This window comes from Ruegeria sp. CG4 (assembly GCF_056537185.1).
Map to the genome: position 1 here is coordinate 989,242 of NZ_JBQFRB010000001.1, position 15,860 is coordinate 1,005,101.

16 protein-coding genes are annotated in these 15,860 nt (G+C 58.6%); 11 read left to right on the plus strand and 5 right to left on the minus strand.

Annotation, left to right across the window (positions count from 1 at the left end):
* Window positions 1–2 precede the first annotated feature (2 nt).
* From ACR0J2_RS04935 to ACR0J2_RS04985, 11 genes are read left to right on the plus strand one after another with little or no spacing between them, the layout of a single operon-like run.
* Window positions 3–281: a VirB3 family type IV secretion system protein gene (locus ACR0J2_RS04935; RefSeq protein WP_480811829.1), complete on the plus strand. Its 279-nt coding sequence runs from the start codon at window positions 3–5 to the stop codon at window positions 279–281.
* Window positions 271–2,637, plus strand: coding sequence for a VirB4 family type IV secretion/conjugal transfer ATPase (locus ACR0J2_RS04940; RefSeq protein ID WP_480811830.1), 2,367 nt, complete (start codon window positions 271–273; stop codon window positions 2,635–2,637). The genes ACR0J2_RS04935 and ACR0J2_RS04940 overlap by 11 nt, the downstream gene beginning before the upstream one ends.
* Complete coding sequence (locus ACR0J2_RS04945; RefSeq protein WP_480811831.1) at window positions 2,630–2,788, plus strand: hypothetical protein; 159 nt, start codon at window positions 2,630–2,632, stop codon at window positions 2,786–2,788. Before ACR0J2_RS04940 ends, ACR0J2_RS04945 begins: the two co-directional genes overlap by 8 nt.
* Window positions 2,789–2,834: 46 nt before the next feature.
* Complete coding sequence (locus tag ACR0J2_RS04950) at window positions 2,835–3,929, plus strand: lytic transglycosylase domain-containing protein (protein ID WP_480812032.1); 1,095 nt, start codon at window positions 2,835–2,837, stop codon at window positions 3,927–3,929.
* Entirely contained in the window at window positions 3,926–4,705 is a 780-nt protein-coding gene (locus tag ACR0J2_RS04955; protein WP_480811832.1) for a type IV secretion system protein, read from the plus strand. Before ACR0J2_RS04950 ends, ACR0J2_RS04955 begins: the two co-directional genes overlap by 4 nt.
* Before the next feature lie 4 nt (window positions 4,706–4,709).
* Complete coding sequence (locus ACR0J2_RS04960; RefSeq protein ID WP_480811833.1) at window positions 4,710–5,360, plus strand: VirB8 family type IV secretion system protein; 651 nt, start codon at window positions 4,710–4,712, stop codon at window positions 5,358–5,360.
* 3 nt (window positions 5,361–5,363) lie between these two features.
* A complete protein-coding gene (locus ACR0J2_RS04965; protein ID WP_480811834.1) occupies window positions 5,364–6,059 on the plus strand; it encodes a TrbG/VirB9 family P-type conjugative transfer protein in 696 nt (231 codons plus the stop codon).
* A complete protein-coding gene (locus tag ACR0J2_RS04970) occupies window positions 6,052–7,365 on the plus strand; it encodes a TraB/TrbI/VirB10 family type IV secretion system protein (protein WP_480811835.1) in 1,314 nt (437 codons plus the stop codon). Before ACR0J2_RS04965 ends, ACR0J2_RS04970 begins: the two co-directional genes overlap by 8 nt.
* Window positions 7,366–7,367: 2 nt before the next feature.
* Window positions 7,368–8,363 carry an ATPase, T2SS/T4P/T4SS family gene (locus ACR0J2_RS04975; RefSeq protein WP_480811836.1) on the plus strand — a complete coding sequence of 332 codons (996 nt, stop codon included), beginning with the start codon at window positions 7,368–7,370 and terminating at the stop codon, window positions 8,361–8,363.
* Window positions 8,356–8,532, plus strand: a complete 177-nt coding sequence (locus ACR0J2_RS04980) for a DUF4177 domain-containing protein (RefSeq protein WP_480811837.1) — start codon at window positions 8,356–8,358, stop codon at window positions 8,530–8,532. Before ACR0J2_RS04975 ends, ACR0J2_RS04980 begins: the two co-directional genes overlap by 8 nt.
* A 20-nt stretch (window positions 8,533–8,552) precedes the next feature.
* The gene (locus tag ACR0J2_RS04985; protein WP_480811838.1) at window positions 8,553–9,551 is read left to right on the plus strand and encodes a TrbL/VirB6 family protein; all 999 of its coding nucleotides are present in this window, start codon (window positions 8,553–8,555) and stop codon (window positions 9,549–9,551) included.
* 58 nt (window positions 9,552–9,609) lie between these two features.
* On the opposite strand, the gene ACR0J2_RS04990 is transcribed toward ACR0J2_RS04985, so the two are convergent.
* From ACR0J2_RS04990 to ACR0J2_RS05010, 5 genes are all read right to left on the minus strand, one after another.
* Window positions 9,610–10,551, minus strand: coding sequence for a reverse transcriptase family protein (locus tag ACR0J2_RS04990; protein ID WP_480811839.1), 942 nt, complete (start codon window positions 10,549–10,551; stop codon window positions 9,610–9,612).
* Window positions 10,532–10,837, minus strand: coding sequence for a helix-turn-helix transcriptional regulator (locus ACR0J2_RS04995; RefSeq protein ID WP_480811840.1), 306 nt, complete (start codon window positions 10,835–10,837; stop codon window positions 10,532–10,534). The genes ACR0J2_RS04990 and ACR0J2_RS04995 overlap by 20 nt, the downstream gene beginning before the upstream one ends.
* A 614-nt stretch (window positions 10,838–11,451) precedes the next feature.
* Window positions 11,452–13,344, minus strand: a complete 1,893-nt coding sequence (locus tag ACR0J2_RS05000; protein WP_480811841.1) for a type IV secretory system conjugative DNA transfer family protein — start codon at window positions 13,342–13,344, stop codon at window positions 11,452–11,454.
* Window positions 13,337–15,145: a relaxase/mobilization nuclease domain-containing protein gene (locus ACR0J2_RS05005; protein ID WP_480811842.1), complete on the minus strand. Its 1,809-nt coding sequence runs from the start codon at window positions 15,143–15,145 to the stop codon at window positions 13,337–13,339. The genes ACR0J2_RS05000 and ACR0J2_RS05005 overlap by 8 nt, the downstream gene beginning before the upstream one ends.
* Window positions 15,132–15,722 carry a hypothetical protein gene (locus tag ACR0J2_RS05010; RefSeq protein WP_480811843.1) on the minus strand — a complete coding sequence of 197 codons (591 nt, stop codon included), beginning with the start codon at window positions 15,720–15,722 and terminating at the stop codon, window positions 15,132–15,134. Before ACR0J2_RS05010 ends, ACR0J2_RS05005 begins: the two co-directional genes overlap by 14 nt.
* Window positions 15,723–15,860: the final 138 nt, after the last annotated feature.

Genomic DNA, 15,860 nt, shown 5'->3' on the forward strand with positions numbered 1-15,860 from the left:
GCATGGCAACGCAAACCCGCCTCTTCCTGGGCCTGGTCCGGCCGCCAAAGCTCATCGGCTTACCAATCATGTATGCAATGGTTTGGCTCTTCGGGTTTGTGTTGCTGTTTCTCTGGGTGCAGAGCTGGCCGGTGATCATCATCGCCGCTCTGGCCTATCCTGCTCTGTGGAAAGCCGCTGACTGGGATCCGGCCTTTCTTGAGGTGATGGTCACCGCCCTGCAGGAAACGCCCCCGACGCCAAATCGCAAGATCCATTCGGGGGACAGCTATGCTGCATAACACCTCGGATGATCTTGCGACACTACCAGACTGGGCGCGCAAAGAGCGCCCGATGGCCAGCATGCTTCCCTATGTCAACCTCGTGAATGACGTGACGATCCGCACGCGCGGCAATGCGCTGTTCCAGTGCATCCGCCTTGATGGCGTCAACAGCATGACCAGCGATGACGCGCATTTGGAGAGGATCCGCGCGCTCTTTGCTGCGATCATCGCGCAGATCGGGTCAGAGTACAGTTTCTATGTGCACAAGGTTTCAAAAGCGATCGAGACGGCCTTGCCACCGGTTCGCGAGGAAGGGTTTGCGCAAGCGCTGGACACCCGCTGGCAGCTGGCCATGGCGCAGGCAGGGCTGCGGGACAAGACGCTCACGCTCACGGTGCTAAAACGCCCTCCCCTCGGCGCGCGGCTGCGTCTGAAACGTGCAGACTCAATCGCACAGATGAAAGACCAGACGGCCAAGCAGCTGCGCAAGCTCGAGGAGGTCGTCGGGTTTCTGCTATCGTCCTTTGCCGAGATGAATCCGCGCCTGCTTGGGGCTGAGAGCGGCGAACTGCTCGGGTTCCTCGGGGCGCTCAACATCGGCCAAGAGCGCCCGCTTTTCGCAAAATCCCGCTTTGGCGTCATTGCCGAAGATGTAGCCAACACCCGCGTCACGTTTCAGGGGCGAGGCTTTACGTTGGACGATGGGACGGCGGGCAAGCGGTTTGGCACGAACTTTGCGATCAAGACCTATCCGGCCAAAACCAACTGCACCATGTTCGATGAGCTGAATTTGCCGGTCGACATGGTCGTCACGCATTCCTTCACGCCGATCAACAGCAACATCATGGCCAGCCGGATCAAACGGCAACAGCGCTTGATGAAAGCAAGCGATGATGGCGCGATATCCCTTGCGGAAGAACTGGTCGACGCGCTGGACGATCTTGAATCCAAGCGCCTCAGCTTTGGCGATCATCACATGACGGTAACGGTTTTCGCCGAGACCGAGGAAAAGCTGGAAGCCATCGCTTCCGAGGTGCGCAATATCGCGGCCAGTGAAGGGGTCAATCTGGTGAATGAGAGCTTTGCGGCTCGGACACATTTTTTCGCGCAGCATCCGGGCAATGGACAAATGCGCAGCCGCAAGGCCGCCATCACGAACACGAACTTTGCCGACCTCGCAGCACTGCATCGCGGTCAACTGGGCAAACCCGGACACAGAGTCCCATGGGGCAAGCCGATCACCCTGTTTCCAACGCCTGAACGCTCGGGCTTTCTCTTTAACTACCATGAGACAGGTCAACCGGACAAAGAACCGACCGGCGGGCATACATTGATCCTTGGCCGCCCGGGCTCTGGCAAGTCGGTCTTGTCAGCCTTTTTGATGACACAAGCCCGGCGCTGCGACGCGCGCGTCTTTGTTTTCGACTATCGCGCTGGCATGGAAATGGCTGTGCGCGCGAATGGCGGCCGCTACAGCGCCATCAAGGCGGGTGAAGCAACCGGTCTCAACCCGCTGCGTACCGAGATCGACGGGCGCGGCCAAGCCTGGCTTTCTGATTGGCTGGCCACGCTCTTACATCGCGCCGACAAGCCCCTGAGCCCGGTTCAGATCAACCGCATCCAAGAAGTGGTGCGCCAGAACGCCGGAGCCAGCGATGCCGCGCTACGCAACTGGCAGGATCTGGCCTCGCTCTTTGTCGCCGGGGCGGATGAAGGGGATCTGTTCGAACGGATTCAGGAATGGACCGCTGATGGCCGCTACGGTTGGATTTTCGGGCAAAGCTCTGAGGATACCTTCTCGCTCGATGGTGATGTGGTCGGGTTCGACCTGACTGGCATTCTCGACAGCGAAAGCGAGAAAGAGCGCATGGCGGTTCTGTCCTATCTGTTTCGGCGGGTGGAGCGCGTGATCGAGGATCGCAAACCGACACTGATCATCATTGATGAAGCCTGGAAAGCGCTGGATAATCCCTATTTTGCGGACCGGCTCAGCAATTGGCTGGTCACAGCACGCAAACAGAACGCGGTCGTCGTGATGATGACCCAATACGCAAGCCAGCTTGAAAAGACCCGCACCGGCAAAACGATTGTCGAGGCCGTGCCGACGCAGCTTTTGCTTCCCAACATTCGCGCCTCGGCCAGTGACTACACAATGTTGCGCCTCACTGAAAAAGAGCTCAGCGTATTGCTCGGCACGGGCAGCAATTCCCGTCTGGCGCTGGTGCGTGATGATCAAGGCTCGGTGGTTATCGATGCCGATCTAAGCGCGCTTGGCTCTTACCTCACGATCCTTGGCGGCATGGAAAAAGGCGAAGCGCTGGTGGGCGCGGATTACCGCCAAAACCCAGACTTTTGGAGACAGATTGATGCGTAGACTTTGCGTGCTGACCCTCGCCCTTTTGACCCTGACAGCCTGCGCAGAATACCGGCCGTCCGAAACCGAATGCTTCAAGTCCTTTGCCGAGGTCAGCCGCAGCAACTGCAACTTTGAGCTGCTCGGGCCGATTGGTGGTCTCAGTGAGTAAGTACAGCCTGCATATCCTTGCGGGCTTGGTGTGGTTCGCCGCGCCAATGGCCTTTGCCCAAGGTGTGCCCACGTTTGATGCGGGAATGTTCTTGCAGCGCGAGCGCGTGCTGCAGCAGGGAGAACAAGATCTGGCGCTGCAGCGGGATCGGTTGACCAAAGAGGACGAGCTTGAAGCGCTCGAGCAAGAACAACTCCAGGCGCTGGAAGACATCCTCGATGCCACGACGTTGGCCAGCGGAAATTCCGGCGCGCTGGTCGCGAGCTTGGAAGCTGGGTCATCACCTGAAAGCGCTGCAGAGACGCTTTACGGTTCAGCCGACCCAAACCCCGGCGCAGCCCAGATGTTCGGCGATGCCTCCGGTTCGATTGAACAGCTGATCATTCGTGCCGCCCAAGAAACGCACCATATGTCCGGCGTGCGCGCAGCGGGCCTATCGCCCAAACAGTGGCGCTGTCTGTTGCAGGCGCTGATCTGGCAAGAAAGCCGCTTCACCATCGGCGCGCGCTCGCCTGTTGGTGCATTCGGCCTGACCCAGATCATGCCCGGTACGGCGCAGGATCTCGGGATTTACCCAGCCTATTATGAAAATCCCTACATCCAGGTCACCGGCGGCGCGCGCTATCTGGCGCAGATGCTGGCCATGTTTGATGGCAACATCATTCACGGATTGGCGGCCTACAATGCCGGTCCTGGCAACGTGCAGCGCTACGGCGGCGTGCCGCCCTTTGCCGAAACCCAGCACTACGTTCAAGTCATCCCCGAGCGTTATAATCTCTACCTTGCCCGCGTGGGCGGCGTCGACGCGCTTGGCACCATTGATCCAGTTTTGCTCGCCAACTCCACCATGAGCCTCACCTCTTTCGGCGCAGGGGTCTACGGCGATTATTCCTTGGTCTCCGTGCAAGCGACCGCGCTTCGGGTGCAGGACATCATCACCCGCATTGGTGAGACAGATGACATTCACGCGGCCATGTCGCTTAACACCTATGCGCGGGCCGAACTCGCTCGCCTGATCGCCATCCGCACGCGCCTCAAGGCCGCCCATACCCGCCCGCTTAGCGCGGCAGAACTGGCCATGGCGGCCGCGCAAGCCCGCGAACAAGACTTCATGCAATTCGATTTGGAGGCACTCCGATGATCCGCTTTCTTTCTACCGTTGCCACCTGCGCTTTGCTGGTTGCCTCACCCCTATTTGCCCAAGGTGTCCCCACGGTCGACACGCGCAACATCGCGCAGGAAATTCGCCAGCTACAGCAAATGCTGGAGGATTTCGGGATCCAGACCGACCAGCTCGACACGCTTCTCGAACAACTCGATCTCGTGCAGCAGCAACTCGACACGCTCAACGAGACCTACGCAGCCCTGACCGGCGCGACGGATATTATCGAAATGGCTATGGGCGGTGACCTCGATGGGCTTTTGGACCAAGAATTCGGCGATCTCCTTGGTACCATCCGGCAAATCCAGAGCGGCGATTTCAGCGGCCTCATCGGCAATGCAGCCCCACAGATGGAGGGCCGTATGACGCAAGCCTTAGAGGATGCAGGCTTTGACCAAGACAGCCTGTCCGACATGGCCAGCAGCGGCAACCCAGGGGCCGAACGTATCGCCAGTCAGGCAGGCACCGGGGCTGTCATGTCTGCAGCCGCTGAGAACAGCTACGACGAGGCCGCGCAATCTCTTGAGCGGGTCGAGCAGCTTGTTTCGCTGATCCCAGACATGGAAACGCTCAAAGAAGCGGTGGACCACAACACCCGTGTCACGGCTGAGCTTGCGATTGCCATGACGCGCATGTGGGAGCTCGAAGCCATTCAAACGGTCGGCGCTGGCCAATCTGGCGTGGTGGATGCCGCCACGCTGGCCGAAGAGCGCCGCTACATGAACTTCACCTTGCCAGACCTGCGCGCGGATTGACCCCATGAGCAGTGAGGCAGAAATCATCGAAGAAGAGCTCGTCTACGGCGCACGACGACGCGAGCTTATGTGGCAGAAGCTGGGGCTGACAGGCATGGCGTTTGGCATGGCAGGTTGCCTCGCCGCCGCCCTCGTGGCCCTGCTCGACGCGGACCCGCCGCCCATGATCGTGCCCTTTGATAGCGAAACCGGCATGGCCCTCCCCAATGCCATGGTTGAAGCGGTCTCACTCACGGAACGCCCCGCTATAATCGAGGCACAGGTCTATCGCTATGTGATTGATCGAGAGACATACAATCAGCTCGACAATGACGTGCGGGTGCGGCGGGTCCTGGACCAGTCGGACGGCGCGGCCGCCGCTGGTCTGCGCGCGCTCTGGACCAGCGGCCATGAGGCCTATCCGCCGGACAGCTACGGCACAGATGCGCGGCTCGATGTCGAGGTGCTCTCGATCAACCATATCAGCGCCAATCGTGCACAGGTGCGCCTGCGCAAGCGGCTCAATTCGCCGCGCGGCAGTCAAAACGGGCTCTTCACCGCAACTTTGATGTTTGAGTTTCGGCCTCAGAATAGCCGGTCGATCGATGATGTCTGGCAGAACCCCTTCGGCTTCACTGTCACCGAATACGCGATCCGCTCGGATCGTCTGGAGTAACCCATGCCCCGCCTGTTCCTGATCCTCGCCTTCCTAATTTCGCTTGCTGGCACCGCCTATGCAGAAACCCAGCCGCGCCAAGGCCCCTATGATGCCCGCGTCCGGCTGGCCACCTATCAGGATGGACAGGTCTACCGCATCCGCACCAGCCTGACCCATGTGACCAGCATCGAGTTTGGCCAAGGCGAAACGATCCGCTCGATTATCGCAGGCGATACCGAGGGCTTCCTTTTGGACGGTGTGCCCGGTGGCCAAGCTTTTGCGATCAAGCCCGTCTCGCGCGGCGCGCATACCAACATCACCGTCTACACCAACCGGCGCAGTTACTATTTCAATGTGACCGAGGCGAACTCGCCGACCTTCTATGTCATTCGATTCACCTATCCCGAGGCGGCCCCTCGGCAATCGCGTGTGGCAACAAACCAACCTGCAAACCACGCTTACGGCGTCAGCGCGCGGTCCGAAATCACTCCGCGCGAGATTTGGGACGACGGCACCTTCACTTATTTCCGCTTTGCCGCGAACGCGCCGCTGCCTGCGATCTTTCGTTGGTCAAACGGCAATGAGCGCAGCGTGAATGCTCTGGCCCGACCTGATGGCGTGATCCGTGTGTCAGGTGTCAGCGATCGATGGGTTCTCCGACTCGGCGAGGACGAGATCTGCGTTCAAGAGATGAGCGAGGCAAACCAAGATGAGTGAAACCGCCGAGCTTAAGAAGCGCCTCGAAGCGCTTGAAGGAAAACCACAAAACCGAAAACCTCGACCGTCATTTTTCGTTATCGCCCTGGGCATTGGGGCAATCGCCGCCCTTGGCGGTCTATTGCTGTTGTTCTCTGGCGGCTCTGATCCCGATAGCCTGGAAACCGCGTCCCCAGATGAATTCCAAGCGGCCGGTCCGGGGTTTGGCGACCTTGAGCCAACCCCTGCACCGATAGAGACATCACCACCGCCGGAGCCGGAACCGGCCAGCGACACAGAAGAGCTGCGCGCGCAAATGGACGCCATGCGCACCGAGCTCGAAGCCCTGCGCAACGCACCCGCACCTGAAGTCCCAGCCGTCAACACTGAAGCATTGGAGACCTTGGGTGCAGAGATCGATGCCCTGCGCAGTGAGGCCGCTGCTACGCAAGCCGCCTTGCGCGAAGAGTTGGAAGAACGCGCACGTCAGATACAGCGACTGCAGAACGATCTGGAGCTTGCGCGCCTGGAAACCCCGCGCACGCCCGCACCAACCGGCACCACGGCCGAAGAACTGCGCCTCCAAGAACTCGAGCGGCGGCGGCAAGCCGAGCTTGATGAACTGCAAGCGCGTATTGCCAGCCCAATTATCGCCTTTGGCGGCACTGGAAGCGGCAACAATGATACCGCCGCCGAGCAGCGGCGGCTTGATGGTGACACAGACTTTGTCCGCAATGGCGCTGAACCCGCTGAGGTGACGCAGGCCCAGTTGATTGTAAACCCGTCAAACACGGTCGTTCAGGGCACGATGATCCAAGCTGTGCTGGAGACAGCGATCGACAGCTCGCTCGCCGGTCAGGTCCGCGCGATGGTATCGGAAGATATCCACGCCTATGACGGCTCGCGGATCCTGATCCCGCGCGGCGCGCGCCTCATCGGGCGGTATCAATCCGGTCTCGATATCGCCCAGCAACGCGTGACGATCGCCTGGGACCGGATCATTCTGCCCAGCAACCAGACCGTTGAAATCAGCGCCTTCGGTGGTGATGAATTGGGGCGGTCCGGCACAACCGGCTTTGTCGACAGTCGCTTTGGCACACGATTTGGTTCCGCTGCTCTGATATCGCTGATCGGAGCCTTGCCCGCTGTGGCGGCCCAGAACACCGAAGATGAGATTGCCTCGGATGTGCTCGAGGGCATTGGCGAAGACCTTCAGGAAAGCGCGCAAAGCGTGATTGGCGAATATCTCTCCGTCTCGCCCGTGATCTATGTCGATCAAGGTGCCCGCGTCACCGTGATGGTCGACCGCGATCTGGAGATTTTTTGACCATGGCGGCCAGCTATCTGCAAAGCTCGATGGACAAGATCCCCGAGGCGCGTGACCCCAAGCTGATCGAGCTTTGCATCAACCCCGACGGCACGCTGTGGGCCGAGTTTCAGGGGGATCACTTCATGCGGAACGTCAATCGACAGCTCTCGGCGAATGAGATCAAAGATTTGGGCAATCAGATTGCTTCGGCCGCAAACACCACGCTCAGCCGGACCAAGCCCATCGTATCGGTCAGCATCACCTACCGTGACCGCCCGATCCGCGCGCAAGTCATCCAGCCACCGGCTGTCGATGGCGGCTATGCGATCTCCCTGCGGTTCTTCGCCGACCTACCTTTGGAACAGATCAAGCTCTCCTATCTCTTTGGCAAAGAACGCAGAAACGAGGGCGCACGACGCAAGCGCAATTCCGAACTGCGCGATGTCGTGGCCACCGGCGACATCGATGCCGCGATCAAGTTCTGCGTCACGCACAAGCTCAACATGATCGTGTCCGGTGGCACCTCGACCGGCAAGACCGTCACGGCACGCAAGATCCTCTCTTTCGTTCCCGCCGAGGAGCGCATCATCACGATCGAAGAGGCAGCCGAGTTGCGTCCGACGCAGCCCAATATCGTTACGCTGATGTCCGACCGAGACGAAGCCACGCGCAGCGCCGATGTCCTCCTGACCTCCACCCTCCGCATGCGACCGGACCGCATCGTCCTAGGCGAAGTACGCGGCAAAGAGGCGATGACCTTCCTTGAGGCCATCAACACCGGGCATGGCGGCTCTCTTACCACGCTCCACGCTGAAACCCCTCAGCTGGCCGTGCAGCGCCTCGCCATCGCTGCCCTGAAAACTGACGTACCCATGACCTACCAGGACATGAACGACTACATCACCCGCTCGATCGATGTGATCATCCAGGCTGGTCGCCATGAAGGCGCACGCGGCATCACCGAATTCTACCTGCCGGTTGATCCGGCCCATTCAAAGGAAACAGCCCATGTTTGAATACAAGATTGAACTGATCAACACCGCCAAAACTAAGCCACCGAAGATCGAAGCGCAGCTAACAGCTCTTGGTCAGGATGGTTGGGAGTTGGTGTCGGTGGTGCCGGATTTCGACGGTGAGCACATCCTGAAGGCATTCCTGAAACGTCGCACTGGTGACACCACCTAAATCCAACCGAGGAGGAACCGATGGGCGTCGTCACCTGGATGGTTGAGACAACCGACAACTTTCTGGACGACGCGGCCCAAACCACCTTTGGAAACGTCGCGGGTCAGCTCGGCGGCGTCATTGCCGTAGCCTCGACGTTGGCTGTGATCGGCGTCTTCCTCAACATGGTGTTTCAATACAAATCCATGGATGGGCGGACCGCCTTCTGGTTCGCCCTCAAACTCATGTTGATCTCCCTCTTTGCGATGAATTGGGTCCAATTCAACGCTGTGGCCAGTGCCCTGATCGATGGGCTAGACCAACTTGCGGGCGGCATGGTGGCGGGGCTTGGCGGCGGCGGTGCGGGTGCGTCTTATTTCGCCGGGGCCTTCGACGATCTCATCGAAGAATTCGGCGACTATCTGAACGCGGCCGGTGACAACATGCATTGGATGGCCGGAGCCCTGATCGGCGCGATCGGCGCTTTCCTCCTCGGCGTGATCGGCGCGCTCTGCGGCCTTGTCCTGATCTTCGCCAAGATCATGCTGGCCTTCATGATCGGCATCGCCCCCATCATGATCGCACTGTCGCTGTTTGATGTCAGCAAGGACTATTTCCATCGCTGGCTGTCCAGCACGGTATCCTATGCTCTCTACCCCCTCGTGATCGCCGGGGTGTTTTCCACGGTCGTTGGCATGTCCCGCTCGCTCATGACTGAACTAGGAGACCCCTCTGGCGCGAGCAACATCGGCGCGCTGGTGCCCTTCTTCATGATGATGTTCCTCGCAGGCGGCATGATCATCGCCACCCCGCTGATCGTCCGCTCAATCTCAGGCAACTTCATGATGGCCGGAACGCCGAGCATTCCCAGTCCTGGTGGGTTCGCCAAGGGTTTGATCGGAACCAAGGGCTCACGGGCGCGGGCGCGGTTTGGGACGAGGTCAAATGCTGAGATCGCCGGGGCTGGACTACGCCAGGCGGGCGGTGCGACTGTCTCGATGGTTCAGCGGGTGGCTGAGCGTGCGAAGCGGTTGGAATAGAGCTCTCAGCCCTAAATGGCCTTCAAAAGCCGCCAAACAAAGGTTAGCTGTGAGCCCGTCAGAACTTCGGGTTTTCCACTTGTTTACGTTGAGAAATGCGCCCTGCGATTTGATTTTCGATTCGCTCCCGGACCTTTGGATTTCTAATCAACGCGCGTTGTTGCTTCAATTCGGCAAGCCGTTTTAGTTGACGGTTCGGTAGATGGGTAGCTCCATCCTTTACAATAACTCCTGTTATATCGGCGGGAGCATTGATCAAACTCACTTCCTTCGCGTCCTTCAATCGAAGCCCGTTGCTGAAGATGAGCTTTTTGATCTCCCAGATCAGCGCTTTAGGCACTACGTCGCCAGAAATCGTTATATCGTCTGCATAGAGGCTTAGTTTACACCCTTTCGCCCTCACCAGCTTTTCGACGGCAAGCCAAATATGGCTGTTGCTGTAGTAGGCTAGGATCGGGCTACAAGGAGAGCCTTGGGGCAGGCATCCACCCAGAGTTACGACGTGAACCAAAACGGCGGTTACGTCCCGAGAGCATTCAAGCTCCCGATGGAAAAATCGGGCGACGTTGTTGGCTGAACAACTTGGGAAGTAGTCCGCGACGTCCAGTAGCCAGAACGCCTTGGCCTCTTTGTGGTGCGCTGCGTTTTCGACGTATGAGCGTCCTTTTACAGGGCTGAAAAGGAACTCTGGGGCTTTGACACGCCCCAGAAGATCACCAATGCGGCCTTGCATCGCTTTAAGCTTCGGGTCGGGAATGTCGATAGGGCGGTAGTTCTCCGCCTGTTCCGGCGTTGGAGGGTGTTTCAGCCACGCGCCTTTTTCATCATCCTTTAGCTTCTTGTGCTTCCAGCGGCGGACGTAGAGGTCATTGCGGTGGCTGATCTCGTCCAAGGTATCGGCGGACACTCTTAGAAGCTTGGCCAGTTGCTTCCGGCTTCTGAGGCGGAAAAACGGGCTATCCTTGAGTTGGTAACCCTCTCTAGGCTGCGTCTTCGGCATCTGCTTTCCTTTCAACGAAACGCAGAATGTCGATGACCTTGCGTGCAATTTTTGAACGGATTTTGTCGCCAGACTTGGCGTTAGGCAGCTCTTCCGCAAAGAACATGATAGAAGAAACCGGAATTTTGAACTCTGTCGCATATCTCTGGATCAGATCGAGCGAGGGGGATTTGTTACCCTTTTCGATCTCCGAAATATGGGACTTCGAGACGCCGAGTTTTTCCGCCAGTTCGACCTGTTTCAAGTCATGGAACACTCGGATCAACCTTAGTGCTTCATGTATCATAGTTTCATCCCGTTTGCCTTTCCCGCTTAGACATTAGGCGGGCGGCGATTAGCCGGGCGATCCGAAAATCGCCATCAACCACCGGACAAGCCGGTAGATGAAGATAGCCACCCTAAGGATGACCATCACGGTGCGAGGGTTCCGGAGTTTCCTCCAAAACCGACGTCGCCGCCGCCGTCGGTGTGTATCTTCAGAGAGAGCCATATTGCTCCTCCTTTCTGTTGGCCCCGGCGCAACATCCACAGCGGATGCCACTAACCAAGGGTCCTCACCCAACAGAAAACGGAAACCGACGACTAAACCCGTTGCCTAGACGCGATAGCTGTCCTTGCTATCGCGTCTGCTTCGCCCGCCGCCGTCCCCTCGTCCCCCTCCGGGGGCCTCCAGGCCGTCTGCGGTAGAAGTGGTAGAGGGGAAACCCCCTCCGCGCTTGAACAAGTCCAAGCTGGGTATGAGGAACTTCTTCCGTTGTTACACATTAGGTATGTGGGAACGGGGGCGTCAGCTTTCAAGGGAAAAAGTTCACTGTAGGCGAACTTTTTTGCCGCGACCGAGAAGACGATTTGTTCAAACGAATATCTTAGATCTCAGCGCAGAAAGGTTTGCCTGCCCCCTCATCCCCGAGCAGCCTCTTCCATAAACCTTTCCACCCTTTCAGTTCCTGCCTGATAGTCGCCCAAACTGGCCTGATCACCTGACTGTGCATTTTGATTGCCGGACGCCAATTCTTCAATCTCTTCGCGCCGCTTCCCTCCATCGTCAGAGCCCTCATTTGAAACCGCCCTCGGCATCTCAAGCGCTCCAATCTTCGCTTCCAGTGCCTTGATCTGCCCTTGCAGCCCGCGCATCTGGTCACCAGCTGACGGATATGGCAGATCGCCGGTTTGCTTGTCGAAGATCTGCTTAAAGAACCGATCCTCATAGTATTTGATCCGCCTGGCGCGCACGGGCATTTGCGCGTCGACCACCAGAACAATGTCATCAAGATCCATGCGACGGGCCTCATCCTCAGGTAACAAAGGCGTCTCTTCCGTCCGTTCAGACATACTGCGCCCCGCGAATGGGTTGCGGCCGACCGAGCGCGAACGGGTCACAACGCGTTTGGTTGTTTTGCCAACCGCTTTGCTGAGCTCTTCGATGGTCTTTTCATCTGAGGGGGTCAGATAGAGTTTGATGCCCGCGTTGCCCTGCAGGGCGCGGCGGGCATTTTCACCATAGATCTCGTCCAAAGCCGGGATCGTCTGAGTTACGATCGCTAAGTTTGCCCGGTAAGATCGCAGAGTTTCGATGCTGTCGAGCACGATCGGCATTTTACCCAGACGGTTGAACTCATCGAGCATGATCATAACTGGCCAAGGCTCGTCCTTGGCAGGTTCATGGTCCTGCAGCGATGCAAGCAAGTCTGAGAAAAACAGGCGGATCAGCGGCGCGAGGGGTTTCACCATCAGCGGTTCGGCTACGAGATAGACCGAAAACGGCGTTTTTCGGATGTCGCGGAAATCGAAGTCTGACGTTGCGGTTGCACGGTCGATGGCGGGGTTCGACCACTGTTTGAGGCCGGACGTCATCAAGAGCGACAGATAAGACGTTAGCGTGTCGTTGTTGGTCGAGGCCATGCGCATGAAGATCAGCTTCGCGGCTGGATTGACTACTTCATCGGCGCGGCGGCGATACTCCTTCTGCTTGTCCCCGCCTGATGCAGTGATCCGGTAGATCTCGCCTAAGGTCGGTCGCTTGCGCTCAAACGCCAAAAGCCCTGCCGCTACGAATAGATCGATACCGCCATCAAGGAGCCCCTGAACCCGATCGTTATCAGCCTGAAGGAACAGCGATGCCAAGAGTTGTAGTTCCATCTGCTGGCGGTCGACATTTTCGAGCGCCGATATGCGCAACAAAGGATTGTAGCGGTGCGAGCGGCCGTCCTTCCAATCCGTCGGCGCGAACCGAAACACCTTGTCGCCCTGCGCAGCCCGGTGGCGCGCCGTCGCCTCGAAGTTTTCGCCCTTCACGTCGAGCACGACGGCACTGCCCTGATAAGTCAGAAGGTTCGGAATGACGAAACCCGTAGTCTTCCCGCGTCCGGTCGGGGCCACGATCAAAGCATGGGGAAAAACTTTGGACATGACAAAGGGTTTGCGGCTCTTGGGCTTGCCCATCTTTCCGAGCACAAAGCCGTGGCCAGGCTTGCCGAAAAAGCCGTTTCGCTTCATCTCTGACATGTGCTGCCAGTGAGTTTCACCGAACTTGGTCAGAGCGTCGTTCATCAAGACGGCGCTGAGCAAAACTCCAGCACCGGTGCTGATCCCCACGATCAAGTGAACAATCTGCATATCGGCCGGATGGGTCATTCGGAGAACCCCATAGCTGCGCGCCAGCATCAAGAAATCGATGTCCTCCCCAACCCCGAACCAGCGGAAGGTCAGAAAGGCCGACGACAGAACATACCCGAACACCGCGCCGAGAAAAGCAAAGCTCATGACGCCAAGTGCGATCCGCGCCTTACCCATGCGTCACACCATTTTCGCCGTCGGCATCGACATGCCGCTCGCGTTGAACATCGATTTCTTCATTGGCGATTTCATCAAGGACGTGCTCCATCGCCACGCTGTTCGCCAGAGCGGCATCGCTCTGCAGATAGGCTTTGGCCGCATAGAGCCGGTCCAGGCGGTCTTCGATATGCTCCTCCAGTGTGGTCTCATCGCCAATCGCCAAGTCGGCGACCTGCTCTTCACCGACCAGATCCTCCAGTTCGGCCCGCAAGGTCTCGCGTTCCTGATCGCTGCGGAATGGATCTGCGGTTGGGTCGTCCCTCATACGGCTCAGGATATCAGCTGTGGTCGGCGGCAGCCGGTCGATGATGGCTTCCTGCCGGTCGGTCTCCACCGCCCCACTGTCTTTAAGAACCTCAGCATCTGCCAACACACGGCCCAGATCACTGTGCACCTGGTCAAGGCGGTCGATCGCTTTTTCGAGCTCATCGGCCCGCGACAGGTCAAAGCCTTCCTTATCGGAAATCGCCTTCAGATCCTGCCCAAGCCATTGCCGCTCGAGCGCGGCATTGCCCGCGCCGATTTCGACACGACGTGTCACCTCCTGCGCGTCAATGCCGGTGCCTTTCAAAGCCTGCTGAAGACGTTCGGTAAGAGCTGTATCCCGCAATGCACTTTGGGCGTCGGCCTTAATGTTCGCGGCAGAATAGATCCCACTTTTGGACGCATCTTCGAGCAAGGTGTGGGACTGCGTTCCCATTGGGCTGAGATGCGACAAAGAGCGATAGATGTCGTTCAGCTCATGCTCCAGCGTCGCGCGACGCTCCACTGGAGAGTCCGCCACAATGCGTTCGGCCTGGTTGATCTTGGCGTGAAAGGCATCCACGACCTCATCAAACGAATGCTGTTCTTCGGCCATGCCATATACCTTTCCATCTGCTTCAATCGGTTTGCCCTGCGCCAAGAGCGTCGCGGCCTTGTCCAGAGCCGCCGCAATGTCGTGCTGGTTCTCGCGCGAAGCTTCAGCCGCTAAACCGCGATAGAGCCGCGCGTTCTGCGCCACCTCAGCCAAAGCACGGTCAAGCTCCGGCCCCACACGCTCACGCTCGGTCAGCTTTTGGCCCGTGGCTTCTGCGCGACGCTGGTCTATATCGCTTGGACTTTTCGTCGTGACCCCACGCTCGAGTTTTCGCGTCGCCTCAAGCCGCAGCCCATAGCGGTCGGACACCTCCACCATCGCCTCGCGAAAACTGTCGTAATTGAAGTGGTGCCCTTCCTTCAGAAAGAAGAACTCGCCATCCTTGCTGCGCCGATTCAGTACGACATGCGCGTGCGGGTGATCCCGGTCCTCGTGCACGGCCGCGATGTAGTCAAAGTGGCTGCCGTCGCCCTGAAAAAAACGCTCGCAAATCTCGCGCGTGATCTCGGCGACATCCTCGCCGCGCGTGCCGATCGGGAAGGCCATCAACAGATGAGAAGTGTGCCCGAGCTTTGGGTGAAACCCCTCATTCCACTGCGCTGAAAACCGGCGCGTGACCTGCTCGATCTCTTTGGCTGACAGAACGCTTTGGCCGTCATAGGTGCCACGGCTGTCGATGATAAAGCTCGACTTGGTGGTCAGGTATTCCAGCTGGTTGCGCAGCTGCGCTTTGTTGTGCGTGCCACCGTCGCGAATGGCTTTGAAGATCGCGGGAGAATGCCCCATGGCAGCGCGGGCCATCTGCTTTGAACGGGCGCGCGGGACGCTGCCGCGAATGCGGCTCCAATCGCGATCGAAGAAGGCCTCCTGCGCGGCGGCAACGGCGCTATTCCGGGCCATCGGCAAAGCCTCCCAGAACGCGGGCAATCTCGCCGGACAGCGCGCTTCGGCGGCGTTGCGCCATGTCCTGAACTTGGTCTGCAATGTCGAAGATCAGCCCGGCCAAGGCGCGCACCTGACCATGGGCAGAGTTGCCATAGGGCGGTGTCTTGCCCTGGCGCTTTGCCTCGTTCAGGCGCTGCGCAATCTGGTTGATGTTGTTGCCGGTACGATTGAGCGAGGCCGAGAGCCCCTGCATCTGATTGGCCAGTTCATCGTCAGGAACGAAGAGATCGTTTGAGGCTTGGATCAACCTCCGCAGCCCCTCCGCCCGACTGTTGATATCATGGCGCGTCAGCACCGTATCGAAGCTCGCAAGCTCTTTCGGCGTGAGCCGGACATTCACCAGTTCAGAGCGGACGCGTGCATCCAACTTGCGGCTTTGATCGGCCTTCAACGTGTAGAAGATGCTGCGGGTCGTGACGCCGAATTCGCGCGCCAGATCCTCGATCGGCACACCCTCGGCACGCTTGCGCACGATCGCAAAACGCTGGTTTTGCGTTAGTCGCTTGTGCCGTGGTGCGCGCGGTCGGCCCATGTGAAGTAATCACCCCTATTTCTTGCCAGCATCATACAGGCAGCTCTGTTATGGCACTTCGCCATAATTGATTCAATATTATAATATTGTATCAACTGCCTGTATTCCGTTTGGAGCAGCCATAGTCTGCGACCGCCG

Bases quoted from the DNA above. Each gene is read 5' to 3' on its own strand.
- ACR0J2_RS04935 (WP_480811829.1), top strand. From the start codon at position 3: ATGGCAACGCAAACCCGCCTCTTCCTGGGCCTGGTCCGGCCGCCAAAG.
- ACR0J2_RS04940 (WP_480811830.1), top strand. From the start codon at position 271: ATGCTGCATAACACCTCGGATGATCTTGCGACACTACCAGACTGGGCG.
- ACR0J2_RS04945 (WP_480811831.1), top strand. From the start codon at position 2,630: ATGCGTAGACTTTGCGTGCTGACCCTCGCCCTTTTGACCCTGACAGCC.
- ACR0J2_RS04950 (WP_480812032.1), top strand. From the start codon at position 2,835: ATGGCCTTTGCCCAAGGTGTGCCCACGTTTGATGCGGGAATGTTCTTG.
- ACR0J2_RS04955 (WP_480811832.1), top strand. From the start codon at position 3,926: ATGATCCGCTTTCTTTCTACCGTTGCCACCTGCGCTTTGCTGGTTGCC.
- ACR0J2_RS04960 (WP_480811833.1), top strand. From the start codon at position 4,710: ATGAGCAGTGAGGCAGAAATCATCGAAGAAGAGCTCGTCTACGGCGCA.
- ACR0J2_RS04965 (WP_480811834.1), top strand. From the start codon at position 5,364: ATGCCCCGCCTGTTCCTGATCCTCGCCTTCCTAATTTCGCTTGCTGGC.
- ACR0J2_RS04970 (WP_480811835.1), top strand. From the start codon at position 6,052: ATGAGTGAAACCGCCGAGCTTAAGAAGCGCCTCGAAGCGCTTGAAGGA.
- ACR0J2_RS04975 (WP_480811836.1), top strand. From the start codon at position 7,368: ATGGCGGCCAGCTATCTGCAAAGCTCGATGGACAAGATCCCCGAGGCG.
- ACR0J2_RS04980 (WP_480811837.1), top strand. From the start codon at position 8,356: ATGTTTGAATACAAGATTGAACTGATCAACACCGCCAAAACTAAGCCA.
- ACR0J2_RS04985 (WP_480811838.1), top strand. From the start codon at position 8,553: ATGGGCGTCGTCACCTGGATGGTTGAGACAACCGACAACTTTCTGGAC.
- ACR0J2_RS04990 (WP_480811839.1), bottom strand. From the start codon at position 10,551: ATGCCGAAGACGCAGCCTAGAGAGGGTTACCAACTCAAGGATAGCCCG.
- ACR0J2_RS04995 (WP_480811840.1), bottom strand. From the start codon at position 10,837: ATGATACATGAAGCACTAAGGTTGATCCGAGTGTTCCATGACTTGAAA.
- ACR0J2_RS05000 (WP_480811841.1), bottom strand. From the start codon at position 13,344: ATGGGTAAGGCGCGGATCGCACTTGGCGTCATGAGCTTTGCTTTTCTC.
- ACR0J2_RS05005 (WP_480811842.1), bottom strand. From the start codon at position 15,145: ATGGCCCGGAATAGCGCCGTTGCCGCCGCGCAGGAGGCCTTCTTCGAT.
- ACR0J2_RS05010 (WP_480811843.1), bottom strand. From the start codon at position 15,722: ATGGGCCGACCGCGCGCACCACGGCACAAGCGACTAACGCAAAACCAG.